24 protein-coding genes are annotated in these 24,420 nt (G+C 62.4%); 1 reads left to right on the forward strand and 23 read right to left on the reverse strand.

Annotated elements, in window-relative coordinates; genetic code table 11:
* Positions 1–236: 236 nt before the first annotated feature.
* Positions 237–1,559: an Ig-like domain-containing protein gene (locus AB1792_05575; protein ID MEW5701681.1), complete on the forward strand. Its 1,323-nt coding sequence runs from the start codon at positions 237–239 to the stop codon at positions 1,557–1,559.
* 10 nt (positions 1,560–1,569) lie between these two features.
* On the opposite strand, the gene cutA is transcribed toward AB1792_05575, so the two are convergent.
* The 23 genes from cutA to AB1792_05690 all read right to left on the reverse strand — a co-directional run bounded on the left by cutA (position 1,570) and on the right by AB1792_05690 (position 24,384).
* A complete protein-coding gene (gene cutA, locus AB1792_05580) occupies positions 1,570–1,899 on the reverse strand; it encodes a divalent-cation tolerance protein CutA (protein ID MEW5701682.1) in 330 nt (109 codons plus the stop codon).
* Positions 1,900–1,970: 71 nt separating this feature from the next.
* On the reverse strand, positions 1,971–2,276 hold the full coding sequence (locus AB1792_05585; GenBank protein MEW5701683.1) for an MTH1187 family thiamine-binding protein: 306 nt from the start codon (positions 2,274–2,276) through the stop codon (positions 1,971–1,973).
* A gap of 239 nt (positions 2,277–2,515) precedes the next feature.
* Positions 2,516–3,760 (reverse strand): serine hydroxymethyltransferase, encoded by a 1,245-nt coding sequence (gene glyA, locus AB1792_05590; protein MEW5701684.1) that lies wholly within the window; start codon positions 3,758–3,760, stop codon positions 2,516–2,518.
* Between the two features lie 44 nt (positions 3,761–3,804).
* Positions 3,805–4,269, reverse strand: a complete 465-nt coding sequence (gene rpiB / locus AB1792_05595) for a ribose 5-phosphate isomerase B (protein MEW5701685.1) — start codon at positions 4,267–4,269, stop codon at positions 3,805–3,807.
* Positions 4,270–4,273: 4 nt separating this feature from the next.
* A complete protein-coding gene (locus AB1792_05600; GenBank protein ID MEW5701686.1) occupies positions 4,274–5,221 on the reverse strand; it encodes a branched-chain amino acid transaminase in 948 nt (315 codons plus the stop codon).
* A 168-nt stretch (positions 5,222–5,389) separates the two neighbouring features.
* On the reverse strand, positions 5,390–6,541 hold the full coding sequence (locus AB1792_05605; protein ID MEW5701687.1) for an acyl-CoA dehydrogenase family protein: 1,152 nt from the start codon (positions 6,539–6,541) through the stop codon (positions 5,390–5,392).
* A gap of 5 nt (positions 6,542–6,546) precedes the next feature.
* Positions 6,547–7,755, reverse strand: coding sequence for an acyl-CoA dehydrogenase family protein (locus AB1792_05610; protein MEW5701688.1), 1,209 nt, complete (start codon positions 7,753–7,755; stop codon positions 6,547–6,549).
* 92 nt (positions 7,756–7,847) lie between these two features.
* Complete coding sequence (locus AB1792_05615) at positions 7,848–8,720, reverse strand: 3-hydroxybutyryl-CoA dehydrogenase (protein ID MEW5701689.1); 873 nt, start codon at positions 8,718–8,720, stop codon at positions 7,848–7,850.
* Positions 8,721–8,820: 100 nt separating this feature from the next.
* On the reverse strand, positions 8,821–10,017 hold the full coding sequence (locus AB1792_05620) for an acetyl-CoA C-acetyltransferase (GenBank protein MEW5701690.1): 1,197 nt from the start codon (positions 10,015–10,017) through the stop codon (positions 8,821–8,823).
* Between the two features lie 180 nt (positions 10,018–10,197).
* Positions 10,198–10,650 (reverse strand): CoA-binding protein, encoded by a 453-nt coding sequence (locus tag AB1792_05625; protein ID MEW5701691.1) that lies wholly within the window; start codon positions 10,648–10,650, stop codon positions 10,198–10,200.
* Positions 10,651–10,655: 5 nt separating this feature from the next.
* Positions 10,656–11,306 carry a CoA transferase subunit B gene (locus AB1792_05630; protein ID MEW5701692.1) on the reverse strand — a complete coding sequence of 217 codons (651 nt, stop codon included), beginning with the start codon at positions 11,304–11,306 and terminating at the stop codon, positions 10,656–10,658.
* 7 nt (positions 11,307–11,313) lie between these two features.
* Positions 11,314–12,024 (reverse strand): CoA transferase subunit A, encoded by a 711-nt coding sequence (locus AB1792_05635; GenBank protein ID MEW5701693.1) that lies wholly within the window; start codon positions 12,022–12,024, stop codon positions 11,314–11,316.
* 96 nt (positions 12,025–12,120) lie between these two features.
* Positions 12,121–12,537 (reverse strand): methylmalonyl-CoA epimerase, encoded by a 417-nt coding sequence (gene mce / locus AB1792_05640; GenBank protein ID MEW5701694.1) that lies wholly within the window; start codon positions 12,535–12,537, stop codon positions 12,121–12,123.
* Positions 12,538–12,605: 68 nt separating this feature from the next.
* Positions 12,606–14,192: a methylmalonyl-CoA mutase family protein gene (locus AB1792_05645; protein ID MEW5701695.1), complete on the reverse strand. Its 1,587-nt coding sequence runs from the start codon at positions 14,190–14,192 to the stop codon at positions 12,606–12,608.
* Positions 14,193–14,236: 44 nt separating this feature from the next.
* On the reverse strand, positions 14,237–15,142 hold the full coding sequence (locus tag AB1792_05650) for an NAD-dependent epimerase/dehydratase family protein (GenBank protein ID MEW5701696.1): 906 nt from the start codon (positions 15,140–15,142) through the stop codon (positions 14,237–14,239).
* A 153-nt stretch (positions 15,143–15,295) separates the two neighbouring features.
* Positions 15,296–15,805: a biotin/lipoyl-containing protein gene (locus tag AB1792_05655; protein MEW5701697.1), complete on the reverse strand. Its 510-nt coding sequence runs from the start codon at positions 15,803–15,805 to the stop codon at positions 15,296–15,298.
* A gap of 30 nt (positions 15,806–15,835) precedes the next feature.
* Positions 15,836–17,359 carry an acetyl-CoA carboxylase biotin carboxylase subunit gene (locus AB1792_05660; protein ID MEW5701698.1) on the reverse strand — a complete coding sequence of 508 codons (1,524 nt, stop codon included), beginning with the start codon at positions 17,357–17,359 and terminating at the stop codon, positions 15,836–15,838.
* A gap of 222 nt (positions 17,360–17,581) precedes the next feature.
* Entirely contained in the window at positions 17,582–19,132 is a 1,551-nt protein-coding gene (locus tag AB1792_05665; protein ID MEW5701699.1) for an acyl-CoA carboxylase subunit beta, read from the reverse strand.
* Positions 19,133–19,156: 24 nt separating this feature from the next.
* Entirely contained in the window at positions 19,157–20,035 is an 879-nt protein-coding gene (locus AB1792_05670; GenBank protein ID MEW5701700.1) for an MBL fold metallo-hydrolase, read from the reverse strand.
* 304 nt (positions 20,036–20,339) lie between these two features.
* Positions 20,340–21,509: an acyl-CoA dehydrogenase family protein gene (locus AB1792_05675; GenBank protein ID MEW5701701.1), complete on the reverse strand. Its 1,170-nt coding sequence runs from the start codon at positions 21,507–21,509 to the stop codon at positions 20,340–20,342.
* A 120-nt stretch (positions 21,510–21,629) separates the two neighbouring features.
* A complete protein-coding gene (locus tag AB1792_05680; GenBank protein ID MEW5701702.1) occupies positions 21,630–22,214 on the reverse strand; it encodes a transposase in 585 nt (194 codons plus the stop codon).
* A gap of 9 nt (positions 22,215–22,223) precedes the next feature.
* On the reverse strand, positions 22,224–22,637 hold the full coding sequence (locus tag AB1792_05685) for a cobalamin B12-binding domain-containing protein (GenBank protein ID MEW5701703.1): 414 nt from the start codon (positions 22,635–22,637) through the stop codon (positions 22,224–22,226).
* 19 nt (positions 22,638–22,656) lie between these two features.
* Positions 22,657–24,384 carry a methylmalonyl-CoA mutase family protein gene (locus AB1792_05690; GenBank protein MEW5701704.1) on the reverse strand — a complete coding sequence of 576 codons (1,728 nt, stop codon included), beginning with the start codon at positions 24,382–24,384 and terminating at the stop codon, positions 22,657–22,659.
* Between the last annotated feature and the right edge of the window lie 36 nt (positions 24,385–24,420).

A 24,420-nucleotide genomic window follows, 5' to 3' on the forward strand; every position in this document is an offset into this window, starting at 1 on the left:
CTCAGCGGCGTCCCATGATCCTCGTCCATACATCCGTCCTCCGTCCCCTAATCTGGCCCGGAGAACCGACGCAAACCATCAACTTTTAGATGCTAAATCTGTCCGACTGGAGCTGAAACAGGACAATTGTACACAACGCGATCTGGCCTCCGGACAATGCTCCCTTTAGACTCTACCTTAATGACCCGCCCTCAGCGGTTAAGATTCATGACTCGGCCAACGTCTCGGCCTACCCGATGTTCGCCGATGACTCACTCTACCATCTGCAAGCAGGCAGCCCGCTGATCAATGCGGGTGATCCGGCACTCTTGGATGTCGATAGTTCTCGCTCAGATGTGGGTTGGACGGGGGGACCGGGAGGGATCTCCTACGAGTACCTTGACTTGCCACCCCTGCTGCCGGAGTCGCTCACGGCAACAGGTCGGGACACCGTGCTCACCGTCCGGTGGTTGTCGCGGCCCGAGGCCGATTTGGCGGCATACCGGCTGTATCGAGGATTCCATGCGGGCTTCTGGGCACCGGGGCTGCCACCAACTTCCGTAATTGCCCCCAGTGTCTCCGATACTCTCATGCACTTATCCCGGACACAGGACTCTCTCTACATCGTGGTCACGGCGTTTGACACGAGCGGACACGAGAGCGAACCGTCGTCAGAGGCGGAGTACATCATCAGTGAACATCCGCTGGGGCACGCGCCGCAGTGGAGGCCGGTCGCCGCCGCACAAGTGAAGGCCAGAGACTCGCTGACGCTTATTGTCCAAGCGAGCGATCCCGACGGTGATTCGCTGGCGCTCACAGCGATTGACTTGCCGGCGAATGCGAGCTTCATCGATCACGGTGATGGGACAGGGGAATTCGGGTGGCGCCCACCGGAGGCGCAGATCGGCGAGCACGACGTCCGTCTGGTCGTGTCGGATGGATTCTTGACGGACACGCTGGACTTTGCGATCACGGTCCGTCCCGCCAATCGAGCTCCTGTGTGGTCGGCAATTGAGCCGCAGGTCGTGCAGGAATGCGAGACGTTGAAAGTGCGCGTGGTTGCCACTGATGCCGATGGGGATTCACTGGAGTTGCGTGCGAATCCACTGCCGCCGCATGCCGTGTTCACAGATTCGGGGAACGGCGTGGGATCTTTGGTCTTCACTCCCGACGCGAGCCAGGCGGGGGGGTACCGGTTCGACGCGTTTGCGTGGGACGGCGAGACCGTGGCCACATTGGTGGTGAGCGTGACCGTGCTGGACGGGACCTGCGCCACGTCAAGTCGGTCGGGCATTCTACGCGTGTATCCCAACCCACTCAACAGCACGGGAACGGTGGAGGTGTCAATTCCGGGTGACGCGGGGTCCTCCCAGGCAATCAAGCTCGTGCTGCATGATCTGGTGGGTCGGACAGTTGCGACCTATGACCAAGGCAGTCTCAGCGGGGGTGTCCACATCCTCGGAATCGATGTCGGCGAATCGACGCTGGGTCGCAATCTGGCCAGCGGCGTCTACTTCCTACGGCTGCAAGCCGGATCGCAGACGGTCGGTGACATCGTGAAAGTGGCGGTAATGAGATGACCTGTCCGGCCTACTCCCCTGCCGTCTGATCAGTGACCCACCCCAGATACTCTGGCAAACCCCCGACGATCGGCAACACGATCACCTCGGGGCATTCGTAGGACGACATCGTCTTGATGGTCTTCTCCACCTGTTCGGCCAGTGTCGCCCGGGTTTTGATGATCAGCAGCGCCTCGTTGCCGGTCTCGACCTTTCCCTGCCAGCGGTAGACAGACAAGACGTTGTCGACGATGTTCACGCAGGCGGCGCAGCGTTCTTCCACCAGGCGTTGCGCGATGGTTTGTGCCTCGTTGCGTGTGGCGCAGGTGGTGAGGATGACGATGAATTGGGGATCGGTCATTTCGGAATCAACTGTAGGGGCGACCCGTTAGGTCACCCGCGGGCACGGCACGCCGTGCCCCTTGACCGAATTCACGTTTGCACCGGACGACCGATGGCCATTTCGATCGACGCGATCTTGGCACGGATGCGGCCGAGATCATCGCCGCGGTCATCGATCAGAATCTTCGAGGTTACGCGGCGATGCGATGAACGCATCTTCATATGACACGCCTTGAGCAGATCGAAGACCTGATCCGGTGTGCCCTCGAAGATCGTCCCCATCGCGGTCAGTTGGTATTCCAGACCGCTGTCAGCGATGAGTTGGACGATCTCGGCGACCGGTTTCGAGACCGATTCACCCTCGCCCAACGGCGAGATGGAGAAGAAGGCGAGCATGGCTTTGCCTTTGACGGCAATCCCGTGATCTCATTGCGTCAGGAGCGCGGTTCGACCGAGCTCACCGCAGGCAGGGCTCCTGACCTACGTTGCTACACGAGCACACATCACACTCTGTCATGCCGAGCGGAGCGAGGCATCTGCTGTTGTCACCCTATGCGGGGAAAGCAGATCCCTCGCTCCGCTCGGGATGACAGGCGGTGGCCGGACATTCGGGTGGCTGCCCGTTCACGGCGCCGCTACAAGCGCGACTGGTACAGTGGGTAGCGCTTGCACAAGGCCAGCACTTCATCGGCGATCGACTTTTCGACCTCCGCATTGCCCAAGTTCTTGATGATCCGGTCGATCATGTCGGCGATCTGTTCCATCTCCTTTTCCTTCATGCCGCGCGTGGTGACCGCCGGAGTGCCGATGCGAATCCCGGAGGTGACCAGCGGTTTCTGCGGGTCGAAGGGGACAGCGTTCTTGTTCACGGTGATCTGGGCGCGGTCGAGCGCCTCCTGCACCGCCTTCCCGGTGGTACCGGTTCCCACAAAGGACACGAGCATCAGATGCGTGTCGGTACCGCCGGAGACGATGTGGTGACCGTGCGTTCTCAGCCGCGCCGCCATCGCCTGCGCATTGGCGACAATCTGCCGCTGATAGTCCTTGAAGTCGGGCGCGAGCGCCTCTTTGAAGGCAACCGCCTTGGCGGCGATCACATGCATGAGCGGTCCGCCCTGAATGCCCGGCATGACCATGCGGTCGAGCTCTTTGGCGTACTTTTCCTTGCACATCACCATGCCGCCGCGTGGACCACGGAGCGTCTTGTGCGTGGTGGTGGTCACGAAATCGGCAAACGGCACCGGCGAGGGATGCAGACCGGCGACGATCAGTCCGGCGATGTGGGCGATATCGACCATCAGATAGGCGCCGCAGGCATCGGCCGCCTCACGAAACCGCGCGAAGTCGAGTGTGCGCGGGTACGCCGAGGCGCCGGCGACGACCATCTTCGGCTTGACCTCGCGCGCCTGCGCGACGAGCGCATCGTAGTCGATGGTCTCGGTTTCGCGGGACACGCCGTAATCGTGCACCTCGAAGAGGAATCCGGAAAAGTTCAGCGCCATGCCGTGCGTCAGATGCCCGCCATCGGACAGTTTCAGGCCGAGGATGCGGTCACCCGGCTTGAGCACGGTCAGGTAGGCCGCCATGTTGGCCTGCGAGCCGGAATGCGGCTGAACATTGGCATGGTCGCAGCCAAACAACTGCTTGGCCCGGTCGCGCGCCAGGTTCTCGGCGACGTCAACATACTCGCAGCCGCCATAGTAGCGCCGTCCGGGATACCCCTCGGCGTACTTGTTGGTCATCACGCCGCCGAGCGCTTCGAGCACCGCCTCGGACACAAAGTTCTCCGAGGCGATCAACTCCAGCTTCTCGGCCTGGCGGTGTGTCTCGCCGATGACGGCAGCGTACAGTTCCGGGTCAGCCTGCGACAGCGCACTCATGATGTTCGTCCTTGTTGACTTCTGGACGGCGGCCCAAGGCCGCCCTACGAATCCCTCGAAGGCTGATGCGGGCCGGATTCGACAGCGGACATCTTGTCCAATCGCGCCTGATGACGCCCTCCCTCGAACGGTGTCTTCAGGAACTCGGCGACAATCAGATCGGCATCGGCCGGGGCGACATACTTGGCGGCCAGTGTCAGCACATTGGCATTATTGTGCGCCCGCGCCAGATGGGCCATGTCCGGATTCAGGGCCAAGGCGGCGCGGACGCCGGCGACTTTGTTGGCGACCATGTTCATGCCATTGCCGGTCCAACACACGGTGACGCCGAGATCGGCCTGTCCCGATGCCACCGCTTCGGCGACCGGGCGACCGAAATCGGGATAGTCGGCCGGCGCCTCCGAATGAGTGCCGAAGTCCCGGACGACAACGCCGGATTTCTCCAGCGCGGTTTTGATCGCTTCCTTCAGAGGGAAGCCGCGGTGGTCGGCGCCGAGGGCGACTTTCATGGCTCTACCGGACCAGGCTCGGCGCCCGAGAAGGAATCGGTGTCAGCCAGTTGTAGCGATCCGGAGCTTCGCCGCTCAGAATGGCGAAGAACCGCTCCTGCAGTTGCCGTGTGATCGGACCACGACGGCCGCTGCCGACCTGCACCTTGTCAACCGAGGCAATCGGCGTGATCTCCGCCGCCGAGCCGGTGAAGAAGGCCTCATCGCAGACATAGAGCGCCTCGCGCGGGATTTCCTCCTCGATCACCTTGATGCGCAGTTCGTCGGCCAAAGCAATGACGCTGTTGCGCGTGATGCCGGGGAGAATCGACGATCCGAAGGGCGGTGTGATCAAGACGCTATTCTGCACGATGAAGATGTTCTCGCCAGACCCCTCGGAGACGTGGCCGCTGGCGTCGAGAGCAATCCCCTCCACGTAGCCGTGCGCGAGCGCCTCCAGCTTGATCAACTGCGAGTTCATATAGTTGGCGCCCGACTTGGCCATCGCGGGAAAGGTGTTCGGCGCCATCCGATTCCATGAGGAGACGCAGACATCGACGCCGCGCTCGAGGGCCTCGGGACCGAGGTATTTGCCCCACTTCCAGGCCGCGATCGCCACATCCACAGGACAACCGGCGGGATTGACGCCCAATTCCCGATAGCCGCGATAGGCAATCGGACGGATGTAGCATTCGTCGAGCCGGTTGAGCGCGATCAACTCCAACGTCGCGGCATTGAGGTCCTGCGGCGTGTACGGAATCTCCATGCGGTAGATCTTGGCGGAATTGAACAACCGTCGCGTGTGCTCCTGCAAGCGGAAGACCGCGGGGCCGCGTTGCGTCTTGTAGCAGCGGAGTCCCTCGAAGACCGACGACCCATAGTGCACGACGTGTGACAACACGTGGATCTTGGCATCGTCCCAATCGACGAACCGACCATTCATCCAAATCTTGTCGACTTTCTCCAACGGCATGGCGGCCTCCCGAACCTACAACGCGATGATCCCTCTGGCTGACGGCGCGTAACGCGACGACTCCCCCGTAGGGTAGTATGGTACGACGTTCCGGGGAAAACAACCGACCTCTTAGGGTCGTGCGGACACGGGGCTGTCAAAAACACACCCGCACAGAGGCCGCGACGGTCACACGACGGAAGCGAATTCTCGAAGAATGTATCGCGAGATGACGATGCGCTGGATTTCGGAGGTACCCTCGCCGATCTCGCAGAGCTTGACGTCACGGAATTGTCGCTCCACACGGCCTGCGGACATGTATCCGGCTCCTCCCAGAACCTGGATCGCCTGGTAGGTGCAGAAACGACCGACCTCAGAGGCGTAGAGTTTGGCCATGGCCGACTGGCGGGCAAAGGGCGCGCCCTTGTCCTTCAGATACGCCGCATTGTAGACCAGGTGACGGGCCGCTTCGATTTGCGTCCCCATGTCGGCGAGTTTCCATTGCACCGCCTGGAACTCGGCGATCGCCTGGCCGAATTGCTTGCGCTTCGCGGCGTATCGAACGGCCGTCTCATAGGCCCCCTGCGCCAAACCCAGCGCCATGGCACCGATCGAGATGCGTCCCCCATCGAGGGTCTTCATGAATTGCCGGAATCCCTCCCCCTCGGGACCGAGCATTGCGTCGGCCGGGAGGCGCATATTGTCAAAATGGAGCGTGGCGGTGTCGGAGCCGCGCAGGCCCATCTTGTTCTCCTTCTTGCCGACCGAGAACCCAGGCGTGTCCTTGTGAAACAGAAACGAGGAGATTCCTTTGGTTCCTCGACCCGGTTGGGTGACCGCGGTCGCAATGATCCACTCGGCCAAATGGGGATTGGTGATGAAGCACTTCGAGCCGTTGATCACCCAGCCGTCGCCCTCGCGCACCGCGGTCGTCTTTGTGCCGCCGGCATCGGACCCGGCCTCGGGCTCGGTCAGACCAAAGCTGATGATGTGGCCGTGGGTGACAGTTCCGGGAAGTACGGCATGGCGCTGCGCTTCTGTACCGAAGAGCCAGACCGGATACACCCCCAGCGAGTTGGCGGCCGCCACGGTGATTCCGGTCGACCCGCACATGCGGGACAGTTCCTCGACCGCGACGACGTAACGCAACGTATCGATCCCGGGGCCGCCGTACTCGGTCGGGCAGAGCAGACAGAGCAGTCGCCGTTGACGCAGTTCGGCCAGAAGCTCGGGCTCAAAGACCCCGGCTTCCTCCATGCGATCCCCCGCCGGAGCCACCACGCGCTCGGCGAAATCGCGGATTTCGCGACGGTACTCTTCGACTTTGGGGTCCCACCACATGGATGCTATTCCTCGGCCAGGATGGCGCGCGAAATTACGATCCGTTGTGCCTCCGACGTCCCCTCGTAGATTTCCGTGATCCGGGCATCGCGGAAGTACCGCTCGACCGCATACTCCTTCATGTAGCCGTAGCCGCCATGGATTTGTACCGCTTCGTTGGCGACCCAGTTGGCGGCCTCAGAGGCAAAGAGCTTCGCCTCGGCGGCCTCCAGAGTGAAGCGCTCTCCGGTCATGAGCTTGCGGATGGCGCGGTCGAGCAGCAGGCGCGCCGCATCAAGCTTCACCTTCATGTCGGCGAGCTTGAACCCCACGGCCTGAAACTGCGCGATCGGCTGACCGAATTGCTGGCGCACTTTGGCGTACTTACGAGCTTCGGCATAGGCCGCCTCGCCGATCCCCAAAGCCTGCGCCGCCACGCCCAATCGTCCATAGTCCAACTGCGACAGGGCGATCTTGAATCCCTGCCCTTCGGCGCCCAGACGGTTCGACTTCGGCACGCGGGCATCCGTGAATGACAGTGCCCGCGTGTCGGAGGCCCGGATTCCCAGCTTGTGCTCGGGCTTGCCGACTTCAAACCCCGGTGTGTCACGGTCCAAGACCACCGCGGTGATCCCGTGCGAGCCGCCCTTGGGATCGGTGCGCGCAAACACGAGAAAGAGCTTGGCCAGACCCGCCGACGTAATGAACGTCTTTGCCCCGTTCAGGACATAGCAGTCGCCGCCGTCCGTCGCGGCCAACTGGATCGCGGCCGCATCGGTCCCGGCATCCGGCTCGGTCAGGGCATAAGCACCCAGCTCACCGGCCGCCAAGCGTGGCAGCCACTGCTTCTTCTGTTCCTCGGTGCCGAAACGCGTGATCGCGCCGGAGACGAGGGTGTTTTGCACCGAGACCATGATCCCCAGCCCGGCGCAGGCACGGGAGAATTCCTCCAGGACCAATGCGTAGGACACGGCGTCGATCCCCATCCCGCCGTATTCCTCCGGAATCGTCAGGGCGAAGTACCCCAGTTCCGCCATTTCTTTCAACAGCCCATCGGGAATCCCCTGCGCCTGGTCAAAGGCCTCGGCGTGGGGATAGAGCCGCTTCTCGGCGAATTCCCGCGCCGTATCGCGCAGGAGTCGCTGTTCTTCGGTCAATAGTGATTCAAACACGGCAGTCACCTCGATGTCTCCGCCATCGGAGTTGATTTGGTAGGGTGGGTGCTTTGCACCCACCTCTTCTTCCACGCCGTCCCAACCGGTGGGTGCGGCTCGACCTCACTCGCCACAAGCAGAGCATCCAACCGACATCCTACGTCCACCTCAAGTCACGCCGTCGCGGCGTACGAATAGAATCCTCTCCCCGTCTTGCGGCCCAAATCACCGGCGTACACCATCTTCCTCAGCAAGGGGCAAGCACGGTACTTCGAATCGCCCAGCCCCTCGTACAAGACGTTCATAATCGCCAGACAGACATCCAGCCCGATGAAATCGGCGAGCGCCAACGGTCCCATGGGGTGTGCCATGCCGAGCTTCATGACCTCGTCGATCGCCGCCGGTTCCGCCACCCCCTCCATCACACAATACATCGCTTCATTGAGCATCGGCATGAGAATGCGATTGGACACAAAACCGGGGTAATCGTTGACTCCCACGCCGGTCTTGCCCAGACGCCCGCAGAGATCGACAACGATCTCGTAAGTACTCTCGGATGTTTGATGCCCACGGATGATCTCGACCAGCTTCATCACCGGCACCGGGTTCATGAAGTGCATGCCGATGAAGCGGTCCGGGTGTTTGGCCGCCGCCGCCAGTCGGGTGATCGGCAGCGACGACGAGTTGGTTGCCACGATCGTGTCATCGCCGCACCAGCCGTTGAGCGAGCCGATGAGCCGGAGCTTGGCATCGAGATTCTCGGATATGGCCTCGATGATCAGTTGGCAGCCGGCGGTCGCCTTGAGATCCAGCGTGGCGGTGATGCGCCCCAGGATCGCATCCTTGTCGCCGGCGGGAATGACCTGTTTCTTGATCTGTCGATCCAAATTGCCAGAGATCGTCGCCCGCGCGTTCTGCAGCGCCCCATCGACGCTGTCCACCAACACGACGGAAAAACCATGCTGGGCAAAAACGTGCGCGATGCCTCCGCCCATGGTGCCGGCGCCGATAACGCCGACCTTGCGAATGTGATCCGATGGTGTCACTCAAGCCTGCCTTGTGACGTCCGTCACGAGTCCGAGGTGCGGTACGAATGGCAAGGGAAGGAAAGCCCCTTGTGCTCTCTCATATGGCTCTCAGCAATACTCAGCCTTCCATCTCGATGGCCAGGGCCACCGCATTGCCCCCGCCCAGACACAGCGTCGCCAGCCCCTTGGTGAGGCGCCGGTCCTTGAGCGCATAGATCAGCGTTGTCAGAATGCGTGCGCCGGAGGCGCCGATCGGATGTCCGAGCGCGATGGCGCCGCCATGGACGTTGACCTTGTTCCAATCCCATCCCAACTCGCGCCCATCGGCTAGACACTGGGCCGCGAACGCCTCATTGGCCTCGATCAGGTCGAAGTGGTGCACGTCGACTTTCATTTTTTCGCACAGCTTGCGCACGGCGTAGATCGGCGAATAGAACAGAAGCTCGGGATCGGTCCCCGCGGTCGCTTGGGCCATGATCCTCGCCATCGGCTTGAGCCCGTGCGCCCGGGCATAGGCCCGGGAGGCGACCACCAGTGCGCTGGCGCCGTCATTGAGGCCGGGGGCATTCCCCGCGGTCACGGTACCGTCCTTTAGGAAGGCCGGACGCAACTTGGCCAGCGTTTCCGGGGTGGTCCCGGGGCGCGGGCACTCATCCGTCTCGAACTTCACCGGATCGCCCTTCTTCTGCGGGATCTCAACCGGAAGAATCTCGGCCTTGAACTTCCCGGCGGCGGTGGCGGCCAGCGCCTTGGCATGCGACCCCGCTGCGTACGCGTCCTGATCCTCCCGTGTGATGTTCGACTTCCTGGCCGTCAACTCAGCGGCGTTTCCCATGTGGAAGTCGTTGAACGAATCCCACAACCCATCCAGAACCATGCTGTCCTTGAGCGTCTGGTCGCCGAAGCGGAGTCCCTTCTTGGCGCCATGCAGCACGAACGGCGTATTGGACATCGATTCCATACCGCCGGCGATGACGACATGCTGGTCGCCCAGACGGATGGACTGCGAGCCCAGCATCACCGCCTTGAGGCCGGAGCCGCAGACCTTGTTGATGGTCATGCACCCGACCGCCGAGGGGATCCCGCCATGAATCGCCGCCTGCCTTGCCGGGGCCTGACCGACACCGGCCTGCACGACCTGGCCCATGATCACTTCGTCGACGTCGTCCTTGTTGATGCCGCTGCGAGCAACCGCCTCCTTGATCACGAGCGCGCCCAACTGGGTGGCGCTGAATCCCGACAGCCCGCCCTGATAGTTGCCGATGGCCGTGCGGCACGCCGAGAGAATCACGGCATCGTTGTCTGCTGTCGCCATATCTCATTCCTCCATTGACCCTGATCGCAACTCATCCGAAACCGGCTACTGCCGGATCACAATCCGCCAGACCACCGCATGAACCGGCAAACAAGGGGCTTAAGCCCCTTGTTCACCCACGTGAGGCGAGATCCCGTGTTCCTCGCGACGTCATGCAACCCATTCCAGCCGATGTTTCCCTCACTTCGGCAGCTTCCCGAAGAGCCCCCACAAACCGCGGTGCACGCGATGGACAAAGCCGGTCGGTTCCACAAACATCAAGATGCACTCGCCGTGCACGACATCGATCCCCCGCTCCCGGCAAAAATCCAGCGCGGCGGGTGACTCCGACCCCCGCTGCATCCAAACACGATGAATGCCCGCGGCCCCGGCGTCCTTCACGACTTTTTCGGTTTGCGCGGGCGGCACGACGATCACGGCTCCACCCACCGGCTCCGGCAGGGCATTCAGACTCGGGTGACATGGCTGACCGTCGATCTCCTGGGCGTAGGGATTGACCGCGAAGACTCTGTACCCCTTCGCCGCCAGTTCCCGGCAGACGACATTCCCGAACTTGCGGGGTTCGCGCGACGCTCCCACGACCGCCAGGGTGCGCTGTGCCAGGAATTCGGCCACCATCGCCTTCGTCGCCATCCGACTCACTCCAATGTGCCCAGACGACCGGCCACCGCGAATTCGCAGCCGGTCTTCTGACGCAGCTCATCGAGCGTGACCTCGGCGGCTTTCTCGGTCAACGTCAATCCCGTGTCACCGACCGTGAACACACCCAGATCGGTGATGATCATGTTGACGACACGGCGCCCGGTCAGCGGCAGGTCGCACTCTTGGAGGATCTTGTGGGAGCCATCCTTGGCGGTATGCGTCATGGTCACGATCACATGACGCGCTCCGGCGACAAGATCCATGGCGCCGCCCATCCCCTTGACGAGCTTGCCGGGAATCATCCAATTGGCCAGATCGCCATACTGAGACACTTGCATCGCGCCGAGGATCGTCACGTCGACGTGTCCGCCCCGGATCATCGCGAACGAATCGGCGGAGGAGAAGTAGGAAGCGCCCGGCGTCTCGGAGACCGTCTGCTTTCCGGCGTTGATCAGGTCGGCATCCTCTTCCCCTTCATAGGGAAACGGACCGGTTCCCAGCATCCCGTTCTCGGACTGCAAGGTGATGGTGACGCCGGGAGGGATGAAGTTGGACACCAGCGTGGGCATGCCGATGCCGAGGTTGACATAGTACCCGTCTTTGAGTTCACGGGCGGCGCGACGGATGATGCGTTCCTGTGCGTTCATGGTCGACTCACTTCCCCTCGCGCGGACGCACCGTGCGCTGCTCGATCCGTTTCTCGTACTTGCTCCCCTGCAAGACATGGGTCACGTAGATCCCCGGCGTGTGCACGGAATCCGGCTCGAGGGAACCGATGGGCACAAGATGCTCCACCTCGGCGACCGTGATTCGTCCGGCGGTCGCAATCATCGGGTTGAAATTGCGTGCCGTCTTGCGGTAGATCAGGTTTCCCAGCGCGTCGCCCTGGTATGCCTTGACGAGGGACAAGTCCGCGGTCAGGGCCCGCTCCAGAACGTACTCCCGCCCGTCGATGACGCGGGTCTCCTTGCCTTCGGCAATCAGGGTCCCGACGCCGGTCGGCGTGAAGAAGGCCGGAATACCGGCGCCGCCGGCGCGAATCCTCTCGGCAAACGTTCCCTGGGGAACGAATTCCAACTCCAGCTCACCGCGCAGGAACTGTTGCTCGAAGATGGCGTTCTCGCCGACGTAGGTGGAGACCATCTTGCGGATCTGCCGCGTTTGCAACAGCAGCCCCAGCCCGAAGTCGTCGACGCCGGCATTGTTGGAGATGACGGTCAGCTCCTTGACGCCGGAATCGCGCAGGGCCAGGATCAAATTCTCCGGGATGCCGCAGAGCCCGAAGCCGCCGACCATGATGGTCATGCCATCCTTGAGTCCCACCCGGCCCAGGGCCGTTTTCGCATCGGCGACAACCTTGTTCATAGGCATTCAGCTCCCATCGCGCGTCTACCATCGGCCAAGATAGGCACGTTTCCGCCGCAGGCGCAACGTCCAGTCCGGCGCCCATGCCGGACTGTTTCAGTGCGCATCCGTCGCCGGTTCCGACAATTCCATCAGTACACCCAGCGTCGAAGAGGGATGCAGGAAGGCAATGCGATCGTTCTCGGCGCCGCGCCGTGGTTGGGCATCGATAATTTTGACACCGTGGTCGGCCAAAAACTCCAGTTGCCGCTCGATTCCTTCCACCGTAATGCTCACGTGATGCAGGCCCGGTCCGTGCTTGCGCAGGAACTTCCCCAGCGGAGAATCCTCCTGGGTCGGCATCAAGAGCTCCAGTTTGGTCCCGGCGTCGAAGACCGCGAAGGCGAGCTCGACCTTCTGGTCGGGCATTATGCGACGTCCCTCGATCCTGGCCCCCATGACATCACGGTAGAAGTCGCAGGCGCGGTCGAGGTTCTGCACCGCGACGGCCACATGAGCGATCTTCTTTGCCATCAGTTCCTCCTGCTGTCAACCACTTCGGACCTTGACCCGATCCACATGGTGTGTCAGGAGCGGGTCCTTCAGAGGATTTCGTTTCGGCGATATTCCCCCCACACGCGCCGGAAGACATCCGAGATTTCTCCCACCGTCGCCTGCGACTCCACGGCGTCGACGATCGCCGGCATGAGCGGATCGTTCCCGCCCGCCCGGCGCTCCAATTCGGCCAACGCCACTTGGGTCCGTCTCATGTCCCGACCCTTCCGGGCCGCATGCAGCCGTTCGCACTGCTCACTCTCCAGAGCGGAATCGACGCGCGTTGTTGGGACCGCTTCTTCACGGACGTCGGCGACGAACCGATTGACACCGATCACCGTGACATCTCCCTGCTCGACGCGGCGCTGGTGCTCGGCCGCCGAGCGTTGAATCTCGCGCGCGAAGTACCCTTTCTCGATGGCGGCCACCGCCCCGCCCAGTTCATCGATTGTCTTCAGCAGGATCACGGCGCGTGCCTCCAACTCGTCGGTCAGAGACTCGACAAAGAAGGAACCACCGAGTGGATCAGCGGAGCGCGTGATGCCCGACTCGAAGGCAAGTACCTGCTGCGTCCGCAGGGCCAACTCCGCCGAACCGGCCGTCGGCAGCGCCAGGGCCTCGTCATAGGCGTTGGTGTGCAGCGATTGTGTGCCGCCGAGGACCGCGGCCAGCGCCTGGAGCGTCACGCGGGGGACATTGACGAGCGGCTGTTGGGCGGTCAGTGTCGAACCGGCGGTCTGCGTGTGGAAGCGAAACCGCTGCGACTCCGCCTTGGCGGCACCGAACCGCTCCTTCATGATCTTGGCCCAGAGACGCCGGGCGCAGCGGAACTTCGCGATCTCCTCGAAGAGGTCATTGTGAGCATTGAGGAAGAATGACAGTCGCGGCGCGAAGTCATCGACCGCCAGTCCCGCGGCACGCGCGTTCTCGACATAGGCGATGCCATTGGCCAACGTGAAGGCAATCTCCTGCACCGCCGTTGCGCCCGCCTCACGAATATGATACCCGGAAATCGAGATCGGATTCCATTTGGGTAGATGATCGTGGCAGTATCGGATCGTATCGGCCACCAGTCGCATCGACGGCCGCGGCGGATAGATGAAGGTGCCGCGCGCGACGTATTCCTTGAGAATGTCATTCTGGATTGTCCCGGACAACTGCGGCAAGGGCACCCCACGCCGTTTCGCCACGGCTACGACCAGTGCCAAAAGAATCGCCGCCGTGGCGTTGATCGTCATCGAAACAGAGACGCGCTCCAGAGGAATCGCTTCGAGCAGGATTTCCATGTCCCAGACGCCGTCGATGGCGACGCCCGTCTTGCCGACTTCTCCCTTCGCCAACGGATGATCGGAATCGTAGCCGATCTGGGTCGGCAGATCGAAGGCGACCGACAATCCGGTCTGCCCCTGCGACAGGAGGTAACGGTAGCGCTGATTCGATTCGCGGGCGGTGCCGAAACCGGCGTATTGGCGCATCGTCCACAGACGCCGCGTGTACATGCCGGGATAGACCCCACGAGTAAAGGGATAACCCCCGGGTGCGCCCAGTTCGCGTGCAGGATCAAAGCTGTCCGGCCAGCGGTCGTACAGCGGGTGGATCGGTATCTCCGAGGATGTCTTGGGCAGGGGATCCATGGGTGCACGACATCAGAGTTCTTGGTGGGTGCAGAGCACCCACCCTACTCGGAGTGCGCCGCCTTCCACGACGCGAAAAACAGATCGACACCATCGACGAAACCGCCGTGCCGCGGCTGCCAACCCAACACGCGGACGGCTTTGCGCGAATCGACGTGCTGATCGAGTGCCAGGCAGTCGGCGAAACCACCCATGGTCTTGGCCGCCTCGGCCACAGGGACGAAGCGAACCTCGCCGTCGCATCCGGCCGCACGCGATGCCGCGCGCGCCATTTCCGCAACGGTCGCACGGGAGCGATCGGTGAAATTGAAGATCTCACCGTAGGCACCGCTCTCAATCACGCGCACATAACCGTCGGCCAGATCATCCACGTGGATCATGGTCCAACGGTTGTTTCCGTCGCCGACCACAGTCACCTCTCTTTGGCGGACTGCGCCATCAAACCACAGGCCGGTCAATCCACCCTGCCGCCCATAGACGCATCCGGGACGGATTACCACGGGACGAACACCCGAGGCGTTCAGGACTGCCTGCTCGATCGGCGGCCGCCAAGCCACAAGCGGGACCGGCGCCAGCGGCGTCGTCTCATCCACGAGTCGTCGTCCGGTGTCGCCGTAGATCCACACCCCGCTCGTGTATAAGAGCGTCTTGGGCTGTGACCCCTGCCCACCCAAACTGATCAACGTTTCCACCGTGCGACGGTCGAGCCCAACAGTATCCCCGCGCTGATCCTGCGCGGCGTGCACCAGCACAGCGCACGCTGCGGCGTCGGCCTGGTAGCTTTCCGGGCGTTCCATGCTTCCGATCACCGGATGAATCTCGTTGTGAACCAGAATCGACGCCTTCTCGGGGCGGCGAACCAACCCCCAGACCTCATGACCGGCGCGTCGCAACGCGCACGCCACATGAAAACCGATGTATCCGGTGGCTCCTGTGATGAAGATCTTCATGGATTCTCTACCTCACGGAATATCGGCGTTCGATGAACGCGCCGATGGCGGCTCAGCCCTCACGCTTGGCTCAGGGTAAACAGGAGCTTCGCCCTCCCGACTCTCCTGTGTTCGCATTCCGGAAACTCATTCTCCGGGTCGCCAGAACTACGCCTACGGTTCGATCACAACGAGCTCGCGGCCAGCGTCGACCGCCTCGCCCGCATTCACTCTGATCTGAGTCACTGTTCCGGCGCACGGTGCCTTGACGTCGTTCTCCATCTTCATGGCTTCGAGGATCAAAAGCCGCTCTCCCTTCTGGACCGTGGCCCCCGACTCGACCAGCAGTTTGACGACCAGTCCCGGCATCGGGGATTTCACGACCGCGCGACCAACCGGGCGGTCTGCCATCCCAGCCCGGCGCTTGATATCGGCCATGCGTTCATCCAGAACCTGGCAATGGTACCGCCAACCGGCGTGCGTCAGCACGAGGTGTTCGTTCTCCTCTTCGATGCGGATGTCATAGGATCGACCGTTCAATACGACCAGGAGATCCCGCCCCGCATGGCCCAGCCACGCGGGCGAGACATCCACCGCCGCGCCATCCAGCCGCACCGTGACGCCGCCGTCATCGAGCTCGATACGGTGCCGCTGACCGTCGATGTCGGTGATGTACCCCTTCATACATCTTCCCTCTGGGTCACGGTCTCCATCTTATACCGGCCAACGTTGTACGGCTTGCTGACGTGCCGCCGTGGCCCACGTGGCCCGGCCATTGCCGCCGCCTGATGCCTTCGGTACGAACCGTGAACGTCGCTCGCCGCGGCGATGGGCATAGAGCGCCGCCGACACGGCCAAGGCACGACGCAGATCGTCATTGGGGACGAGAGGCGCCGGACCATCGCCGAAGTGACGCGCAATGAAATCGGTGCTCAGATTGCCGCGTCGGAATTCCGAATGCTGCAGCACCTGACGGTGGAATCCGATTGTCGTCATCACGCCGCCGACTGCGAATTCCTCCAAGGCCGTCTCGGACCGGGCCATCGCTTCAGCGCGGTCACGCCCCCAAACAACGAGCTTGGCAACCAGCGGATCATAGTGGACCGAGACGTCCGCCCCCTGGTAGACGCCGGAGTCGACGCGCACGCCGGGACCCTGCGGCTCGCGGTAGATTTCCAAAGTGCCCGGCGCCGGCAGGAAGTTGTTTTGCGGATCCTCCGCATAGATGCGGAATTCGATCGCGTGGCCGAACGGCTCGGGCGGCAACTGCGGCGGCTGCCAGCCGACACCCTCCGCGATCCGGAATTGCTCAACGACCAAGTCAATGCCGGTCACCATTTCGGTCACCGGGTGCTCAACTTGCAGGCGCGTGTTCATTTCCAAAAAGTAGAATGTCCGGTCGGCATCGACGAGGAACTCCACCGTCCCGGCGTTGACGTAACCGCACGCTTCCGCCGCGGCGACCGCCGCCTGCGCCATCTGCGCTCGCAGCGCCGGAGTCATGATCGGCGATGGCGATTCCTCGATGACCTTCTGATGCCGGCGCTGGATGGAGCACTCCCGTTCAAACAACGCATACGCGCGGCCATCGGGCCCGCCGAGGATCTGTATCTCCACATGACGCGGCTGTTGAATGTACTTCTCCCAGTACATGCGCCCGTCCCCGAAGGCGCGTTGTGCTTCACGGGCGGCGCCTTCGAGCGCGGCCTGCCAATCGGCGGCCCGTTCGACCAGACGCATTCCCTTGCCGCCGCCGCCGGCGACCGCCTTGAGCAGTACCGGAAATCCACCCTGCTCGGCTTTGGTAAGCGCATCCCCGGCATTGTCGATCGCGCCTTCCGATCCCGGCACGACGGGCACGCCCTGTCGCCGCATCAAACGCCGTGCGGCGATTTTGTCTCCCATGAGAGAAATCGCGGCCGCCGGTGGACCGATCCAGGTCAGACCCGCCGCCGCGACGCGAGCCGCAAATGCCGGGTTCTCCGACAGGAAACCGTACCCCGGATGAACCGCATCCGCCCCCGCCTCGGCGGCAACGGCCATCAGCTTGTCGATGTTGAGGTAACTGGCGGTCGGAGCGGCAGGACCGATGGCGTACGCAAAGTCGGCCATGCGCACATGCAGCGCCGCGCGGTCGGCATCGGAATAGACGGCGGCCGATTCGAGTCCATAGCGCCGGCAGGCACGGATGACCCGCACCGCGATCTCTCCCCGGTTGGCAATCAGGACTCGGCGCATCACTGGACCGGCATCGCAGACATCATCGAATACGTAGTATACGGACGACAATCTCAGTGACTCAAGGTAATTGTCCAGTCGGTATACGTGGTGTGTCAAGACAGGCTGCGGCACTCTCCATTCGGCAAGGGGCTGAAGCCCCTTGTTTGCCAAAACTGACAGCCGTGGAGAGTCTCCGGTAGACAAGGGGCTTCACCCCCTTGCCACCGTTCCGAGATTCTGCTACAGCGGGATGTTGCCGTGCTTGCGCGGGGGATTCGTATCTTTCTTTGATTCCAGCAGCATCAGGGCGCGAATCAGACGGAAACGCGTCTCGCGCGGCTCAATGACGTCATCGATGTAGCCGTACTGAGCGGCGATGTAGGGATTGGCGAACTTGGCGCGGTATTCCTCGGCGAGCCGCTCGGTCTCGGCCATCGGGTCGGCGGCGGCCCCGATCTGCTGACGGAAGATGATCTCGGCGGCACCCTTGGGCCCCATCACGGCGATCTCCGCGGTCGGCCAGGCGACGTTGTAGTCGCCGCGCACATGCTTGGAATTCATGACGTCATAGGCCCCGCCGTACGCTTTGCGTGTGATCACCGTGACCTTGGGCACGGTGGCCTCACAGAAGGCATACAGGAGCTTGGCGCCGTGTTTGATGATCCCACCATGTTCCTGGGCCACCCCCGGCAGGAATCCCGGCACATCCTCAAAGACAACCAGAGGAATGTTGAAGCAATCGCAGAAGCGCACGAAGCGTGCGCCCTTGAGCGAGGAGGCGATGTCGAGCACACCCGCGAGGACCGCGGGTTGATTAGCCACAATGCCAATGGAACGTCCGCCCAGCCGGGCGAAGCCGATCACGATGTTGGCGGCATGGTCCGGCTGCAGCTCCAGGAACTCGCGATCATCGACGACGCTCGCAATCACGTCTTTGATGTCATACGGCTTGTGGGGATCCGGCGGAACAATGGCATCGAGTTCCGCGTCGGCACGATCGAACGGGTCCTGGCATTCCCGCTGAGGCGGCAGATCGATGTTGTTCTGGGGTAAATAGCCAAACAGACGCCGGGTCAAGAGGATCGTCTCGGCCTCGTTTTCGCCGACCAGATGGGCGATGCCGCTCTTTTCCGCGTGCACTTGTGCGCCGCCGAGACCGTCGAAGTCGACTTCCTCGTGGGTCACGGTTTTGACGACGTTGGGACCGGTCACAAACATGTAGGAGCTGCCGCGCGCCATGAGAATGAAGTCGGTGATCGCCGGCGAATAGACGGCGCCGCCGGCGCAGGGGCCCAGAATCAGCGAGATCTGGGGAATCACTCCGGAACACAGGGTATTGCGCAGAAAGATGTCGGCGTAGCCGCCGAGCGAAACCACGCCCTCCTGAATGCGCGCGCCACCGGAGTCGTTGAGACCAATCACGGGCGAACCGGTGCGCAGGGCCAGATCCATGATCTTGCAGATCTTGCGCGCATGGCCCTCGGCCAGCGAGCCGCCGAAGACGGTGAAGTCCTGGCTGAAGACAAACACCGACCGGCCCTCGATTCGTCCCGAGCCGGTGATCACGCCGTCGCCCAATGGACGCTGATCGCCGAGACCAAAGTCCGTCGAACGGTGTGTGACGAAGCGGTCAATCTCCTCGAAGCTCCCCTCGTCGAGAAGAATCTCCAACCGTTCCCGCGCCAGGAGCTTTCCCTTGGCACGCTGGGCGGCGATGCGTTGGGCCCCGCCCGGCTCGGCCGCCAGGCGACGCATCTCGTGCAGGCGATCAATCGGCGTGTTTGCGTCCATTGTGCTTTCAAGAGTCGACAAGCATCACGAGACTGCAACGCTCACGCTGTCCACCGGGACAACATCGAGCCACTTCTCACGAGGCACAATACGGCCGAATATGAAGTTCATGTCGTGGTCAAATCCGATCACCGTCGATGTGCCGCAGCAATCCGCCAGCAGGGCGCGCTTGACCGCCATCGTCTCCAAGGGGAAAAGATCGACAGCGGCGACATAGGGACCCTTGAGGTGAAATCGTGTGGGAATGATGTCGGCGTAGTATAGGAACCGCTCTCCGGCCGAGGTGACAGAGACCGCCTGATGCCCCTGCGTGTGGCCCCCGGTCCGTATCCCCGCGATCCCCGGCAGGATTTCGGAGTCGCCGTTCAGCAGATGGAGACGTCCCGAATCGGCCAACGGTTGCAGACGATGGCGGAGATAGACCGCCGACGTGCGTTCATTCGGGTGCATTGCGTCGTCCCACTCTGCGGCTTGCACGTGGTACCGGGCATTGGGGAATCGGAGGCGCGGCTGATCCGGATCGCCCGCCAGTGCACCGTTGGAGTGATCGGTGTGCAAGTGCGAGAAGACGACATGCGTGACCGACTCCGGGGTCACGCCGACAGCCGCCAGCGAGGAATCCATCCGTGAGGGACCACGGGGCGCATAGACCTTGCGATCAAAATCCGACAGCGCGTCACCCAGGCCGGTGTCAATGAGGACATTATCGCGGCCGGTCTTCACGAGAAAGAGGTTCGTCCGCATGGGGATGCGGTTCTGATCATCGGGTGGCAACAGCTTCTGCCACATCGAACGGGGCACAACACCAAACATCGAGCCGCCGTCGAGCGCAAAATCACTCTCCACGAAGCCGACGACCTCCCAGTCACCGAGACGGATCGATTGGATCAAGTGGTCGGTCATTGCGCTGGTGTGTGCCCGCGATCCATGATCGCGGCCAGGGGGCTTTCAGCGCCCTGTTGTGGGTGCCAGGCACCCACCCGATTGACACCGTGCACTTGGGGCGTCTAACAGAATGAGTGGATGAAAGAACTCCCTCACCCGATCCGTCCTCCGGACGGATCGACCTCTCCCGGAGGGAGAGGTTAGCATTCCCCCTCTCCCTCCGGGAGAGGGTCGGGGTGAGGGACTCGGCCACGCGAGAAACCGCATCGTCATTCCCCTGCACATCAACGGCAGACCCTGATCGCCGTCTTGTTAGACGCTCTTACGACGACGCCGGATCGCGCAACAGCGTGCCGGCAATCACCAGCCGTTGGATTTCCGATGTCCCCTCGTAAATCTCCGTGATCCGTTGATCGCGGTACAACTTCTCGATGATCGAGAATTCGCCGATGTAGCCATAGCCGGCGTGAATCTGCATGGCGCGATCGACGCAGAAATTCGCCGTCTCGGTGGCATAGAGCTTTGCCATCGAGGCATCGATGCTGTACTTCTCGCCTTTGTCCTGCAGCAGGGCGGCGCGATACACGAGCCCACGGGCGGCCTCGATGCGCGTGTTCATGTCGGCGATCATCCACTGGATCGCCTGCAGGTTCGCCAGCGGCGCGCCAAAGACCTGGCGCTTCTTCGCGTATTGGATCGACTCATCCAAGGCCCGTTCGGCCAATCCCAGTCCCTGCGCCGCCACGCCGATGCGTGCGGCATCCAGGGTCATCATGGCGTAGCGAAACGCCTTGCTGCGTTCGCCCAGCATCGCCGACTTCGGCACACGGACGTCCTTGAACCAGAGGCGGCCGGTGGTGGCGGCCTTCATCCCCATCTTGTAACGCAACGGCTCCTTGCGAATCCCATTCCCACCGTTGTCTTCGACGATCCAGGCGGAGACTTTGTCGCGCACGCCGGGTTCATTCACCTTGCCGAACAGGACGAACAGGTTGGCGACATCGCCGTGCATGATGAAGATCTTCTCGCCGTTGATGACGTAGTGATCGCCATCGATCCGCGCCTCGGTCTTCTGATTGGCGGCATCGGAGCCGGCATCCGGCTCAGTCAGCGCGAAGGCGGGAATGATCTCGGCCGTGACGATGCGGGGGATGTACTGGCGTCGCTGCTCCTCGGTCGCATGGCGCCAGATCGGCTCGGTCGCCAAGACCGGCACGGCGGTCAGCAGACAGGTCGGCGCGTCGTAGTAGGCCAGTTCCTCCAAGAGCGTGGTGTACTCGATTCCCGACTTGCCCGAGCCACCGTACTCCTTCGGCAAGCGGTACCCGATGAATCCCGCCTTGGCGAGCTTCTTGTAGTGATCGAAGGGAAAGGCCTGCGGTTCCGGACGACGGTCCATTTCCTGGCAAACCGGAATGATCTCCTTCTCCGCAAACTGCCGTACCATTTCCCGAACCGGCGCCTGACGTTCGTCGACGTTGAATCTGATCATGGACAAATCCCTCCTTCGGAATCCGTGGTCCCTCGCCCCGAGCTTATCAGTTTATGTGATTGGAGGGACGAATGCAAGGGGCGCGCGTTCGGTCCATCGCGGGCGGTTCACGAACCGCCCCTACAGGCAGTCGCCATCCACAGGGACTGGGACAATCCCGCTGGGATTCTCCCGGTCCATGGCCCAGCGCGCAGGATTGCATTGAATGTAGAGTCGGACGCGGTTCAGTTCGTCGTCATCGCGGATGACATGCTCGTAGTAATTGCGTTGCCAAGGAGTCGCCCCGGGTGTCCCCTTGATCCGATTGACATGCTTTGTCGAAACCGTCTTGAACGCCCCAACAACCCGACCGATGGATTTCCTCTCCACATCCGGAATTGCTGTAGGGGCGGTTCGAGAACCGCCCGCATCCTCCCGCCCGACCACGACGATGCCATGCAGGTGGTTCGGCATGATGATCCACTCGTCCAGTTCCACATAGTCGTATTGTCGGGCCAGCCACAACCACGAGTCGGCAACGACCTGCCCGAGGGTGTTCAAGACAACGGAGTCATTCCCCACGATGCCCAGCGACATGGCCCGGTCCTCGGTGCAGATCGTCAGAAAATAGGCGCCAGCGCGCGTGTAGTCATAGCCGCGAAGTCGGACAGACCGGCGCGTGGGTCGATTGTGAGGAAGGCCCATCACCCAAGACGGGCGGTTCACGAACCGCCCCTACATCACCGGTTCTTCACGTCTGCGGCCGGCGACCGAACGGATGTACTCGACGATTTCCTGTGTGGTGGTGCCGGGACCGAACAGCTTCCCTACGCCCTGCTGCTCCAGTGCGGCCGCTTCCGTGTCGGGGATAATCCCGCCGCCGAACAGATGGATGTCGGTGGCTCCCTTTTCCTTCAGGAGGCGCTGCACATCGGGGAACAGCGTCATGTGCGCGCCGGAGAGTATGCTCATACCGATGAAATCGACGTCTTCCTGGATCGCCGCCTCGACGATCATCTCCGGTGTCTGCCGCAGACCGGTGTAGATGACTTCGAAGCCGGCGTCGCGCAACGCGGCGGCGATCACTTTGATGCCCCGGTCGTGACCATCGAGACCGGGTTTGGCCAGAAGGATGCGGGTCTTCTTCATCGTGTCACCTCAGGATGGCTCAGATCATCGGCGGCTCTTCGTACTCGCCGTAGACGCCGCGCAGCACATCAACGATCTCACCCAGGGTCGCATAGACACGGGCGCATTCGATGAAGGCGGGCATCAAATTGTCATCGCGCTTCGCTGCGGCATTGAGGTCGACCAGGGTCCGCGCCACCTTGTCGTTGTCACGCGCCTGCTTCAACTGGCGCAGCGATTCGATCTGCTCCCGTTCGACCGCCGGGTCGATCTTGAGAAGGGGAATCTCGATGTGCTCATCATCCATGGTGAACCGGTTGACGCCGACGACGATCCGTTCGTCTTTCTCCACCGCCTGTTGGTAGATGTATGCGGATTTGGCCAGTTCGCGCTGGAAGTACCCCTGCTCGATTCCCGCGAGCACACCGCCGCGGCGTTCAATCTCGGCGAAGATCTCCTCGGCGGCATCCTCCATCTGCCGGGTCAGCGATTCCACGAAGTACGATCCCGCCAACGGGTCGATGGTGTTGGTGATTCCCGATTCATAGGCGACCAACTGCTGCGTGCGCAAAGCGATCAGCGCCGCCTTCTCGGACGGCAGCGCCAAGGTCTCATCCATCGAATTGGTGTGCAGCGATTGGGTGCCGCCCAGGGCGGCCGCCATCGCCTGCCAGGTGACCCGGACGATGTTGTTCTCCGGCTGCTGCGCGGTGAGCGACACGCCCGCCGTCTGGGTGTGAAAACGCATCAGCCACGAGCGCTCATCCTGGGCCCCGTACCGTTCGCGCATGTGCCGCGCCCAAATCTTGCGGGCGGCGCGATACTTGGCGATTTCCTCGAAGAAGTCGAGATGCGAATTGAAGAAGAACGACAGCCGCGGGGCAAACTCATCGACCTTCAGCCCGCGTGCCATTGCCGCCTCGACATAGGCGAAGCCATCGGCCAGCGTGTAGGCCAACTCCTGGACCGCGGTTGCCCCCGCCTCGCGGATGTGGTAGCCCGAAATCGAGATCGTGTTCCACTGCGGCATCTGATGGGTGCCATATTCGATGGTGTCGACGATCAACTTCATGTGCGCCGGCGGCGGATAGACCCACTCCTTCTGGGCGATGTACTCCTTGAGGATATCGTTCTGCAGCGTGCCGCGCAGTTGCTCCGGCTTGACGCCCTGCTTCTCGGCGACCGCGATGTAGAAGGCCAGGATGATCGCCGCCGGGGCATTGATCGTCATGGAGGTCGAGATCTCCCCCAGATTGATGCCGCGGAAGATGATCTCCATGTCCTTGAGCGAATCGACCGCGACGCCGCAGACGCCGACCTCGCCGCGCGAGCGCGGATGATCGGAGTCGTAGCCCATCAACGTGGGCAAATCAAAGGCGACCGAAAGACCGGTCTGCCCCTGCGAGAGCAGAAAATGGTACCGCTCGTTGGTCTGCGCCGGGGTCCCCATCCCGGAAAACTGCCGCATGGTCCACAGCCGCTGCCGGTACATTGACGGGTGCACGCCGCGCGTGTACGGGGGAAACCCGGGGTATCCGATCTCGCGCTCGAAGTCGATCTCGGCAACGTCGGCCGGTGTGTAGAGGTCCTTGATCGGCACCGAAGAAACGGTGATGAACTTCCGGCCTTCGAGATGGTCGGCCGGGGTGGCTTTGGCGCGCCACGCTTCCGACGCCTCACCGCGGCGCAAATGGAGCTTGTCGAAGATCCCGCGTTTGGATTCGGCGCGCTCGTCGGTGTGCTTCGTGGAGTGCGAAGGGTCGGTCATCTTCGTAATCTCTCTACGGTCGGGGTCGGTAACATC

The sequence above is a fragment of the Candidatus Zixiibacteriota bacterium genome (assembly GCA_040752595.1).
Classification (GTDB): domain Bacteria; phylum Zixibacteria; class MSB-5A5; order WJJR01; family WJJR01; genus JACQFV01.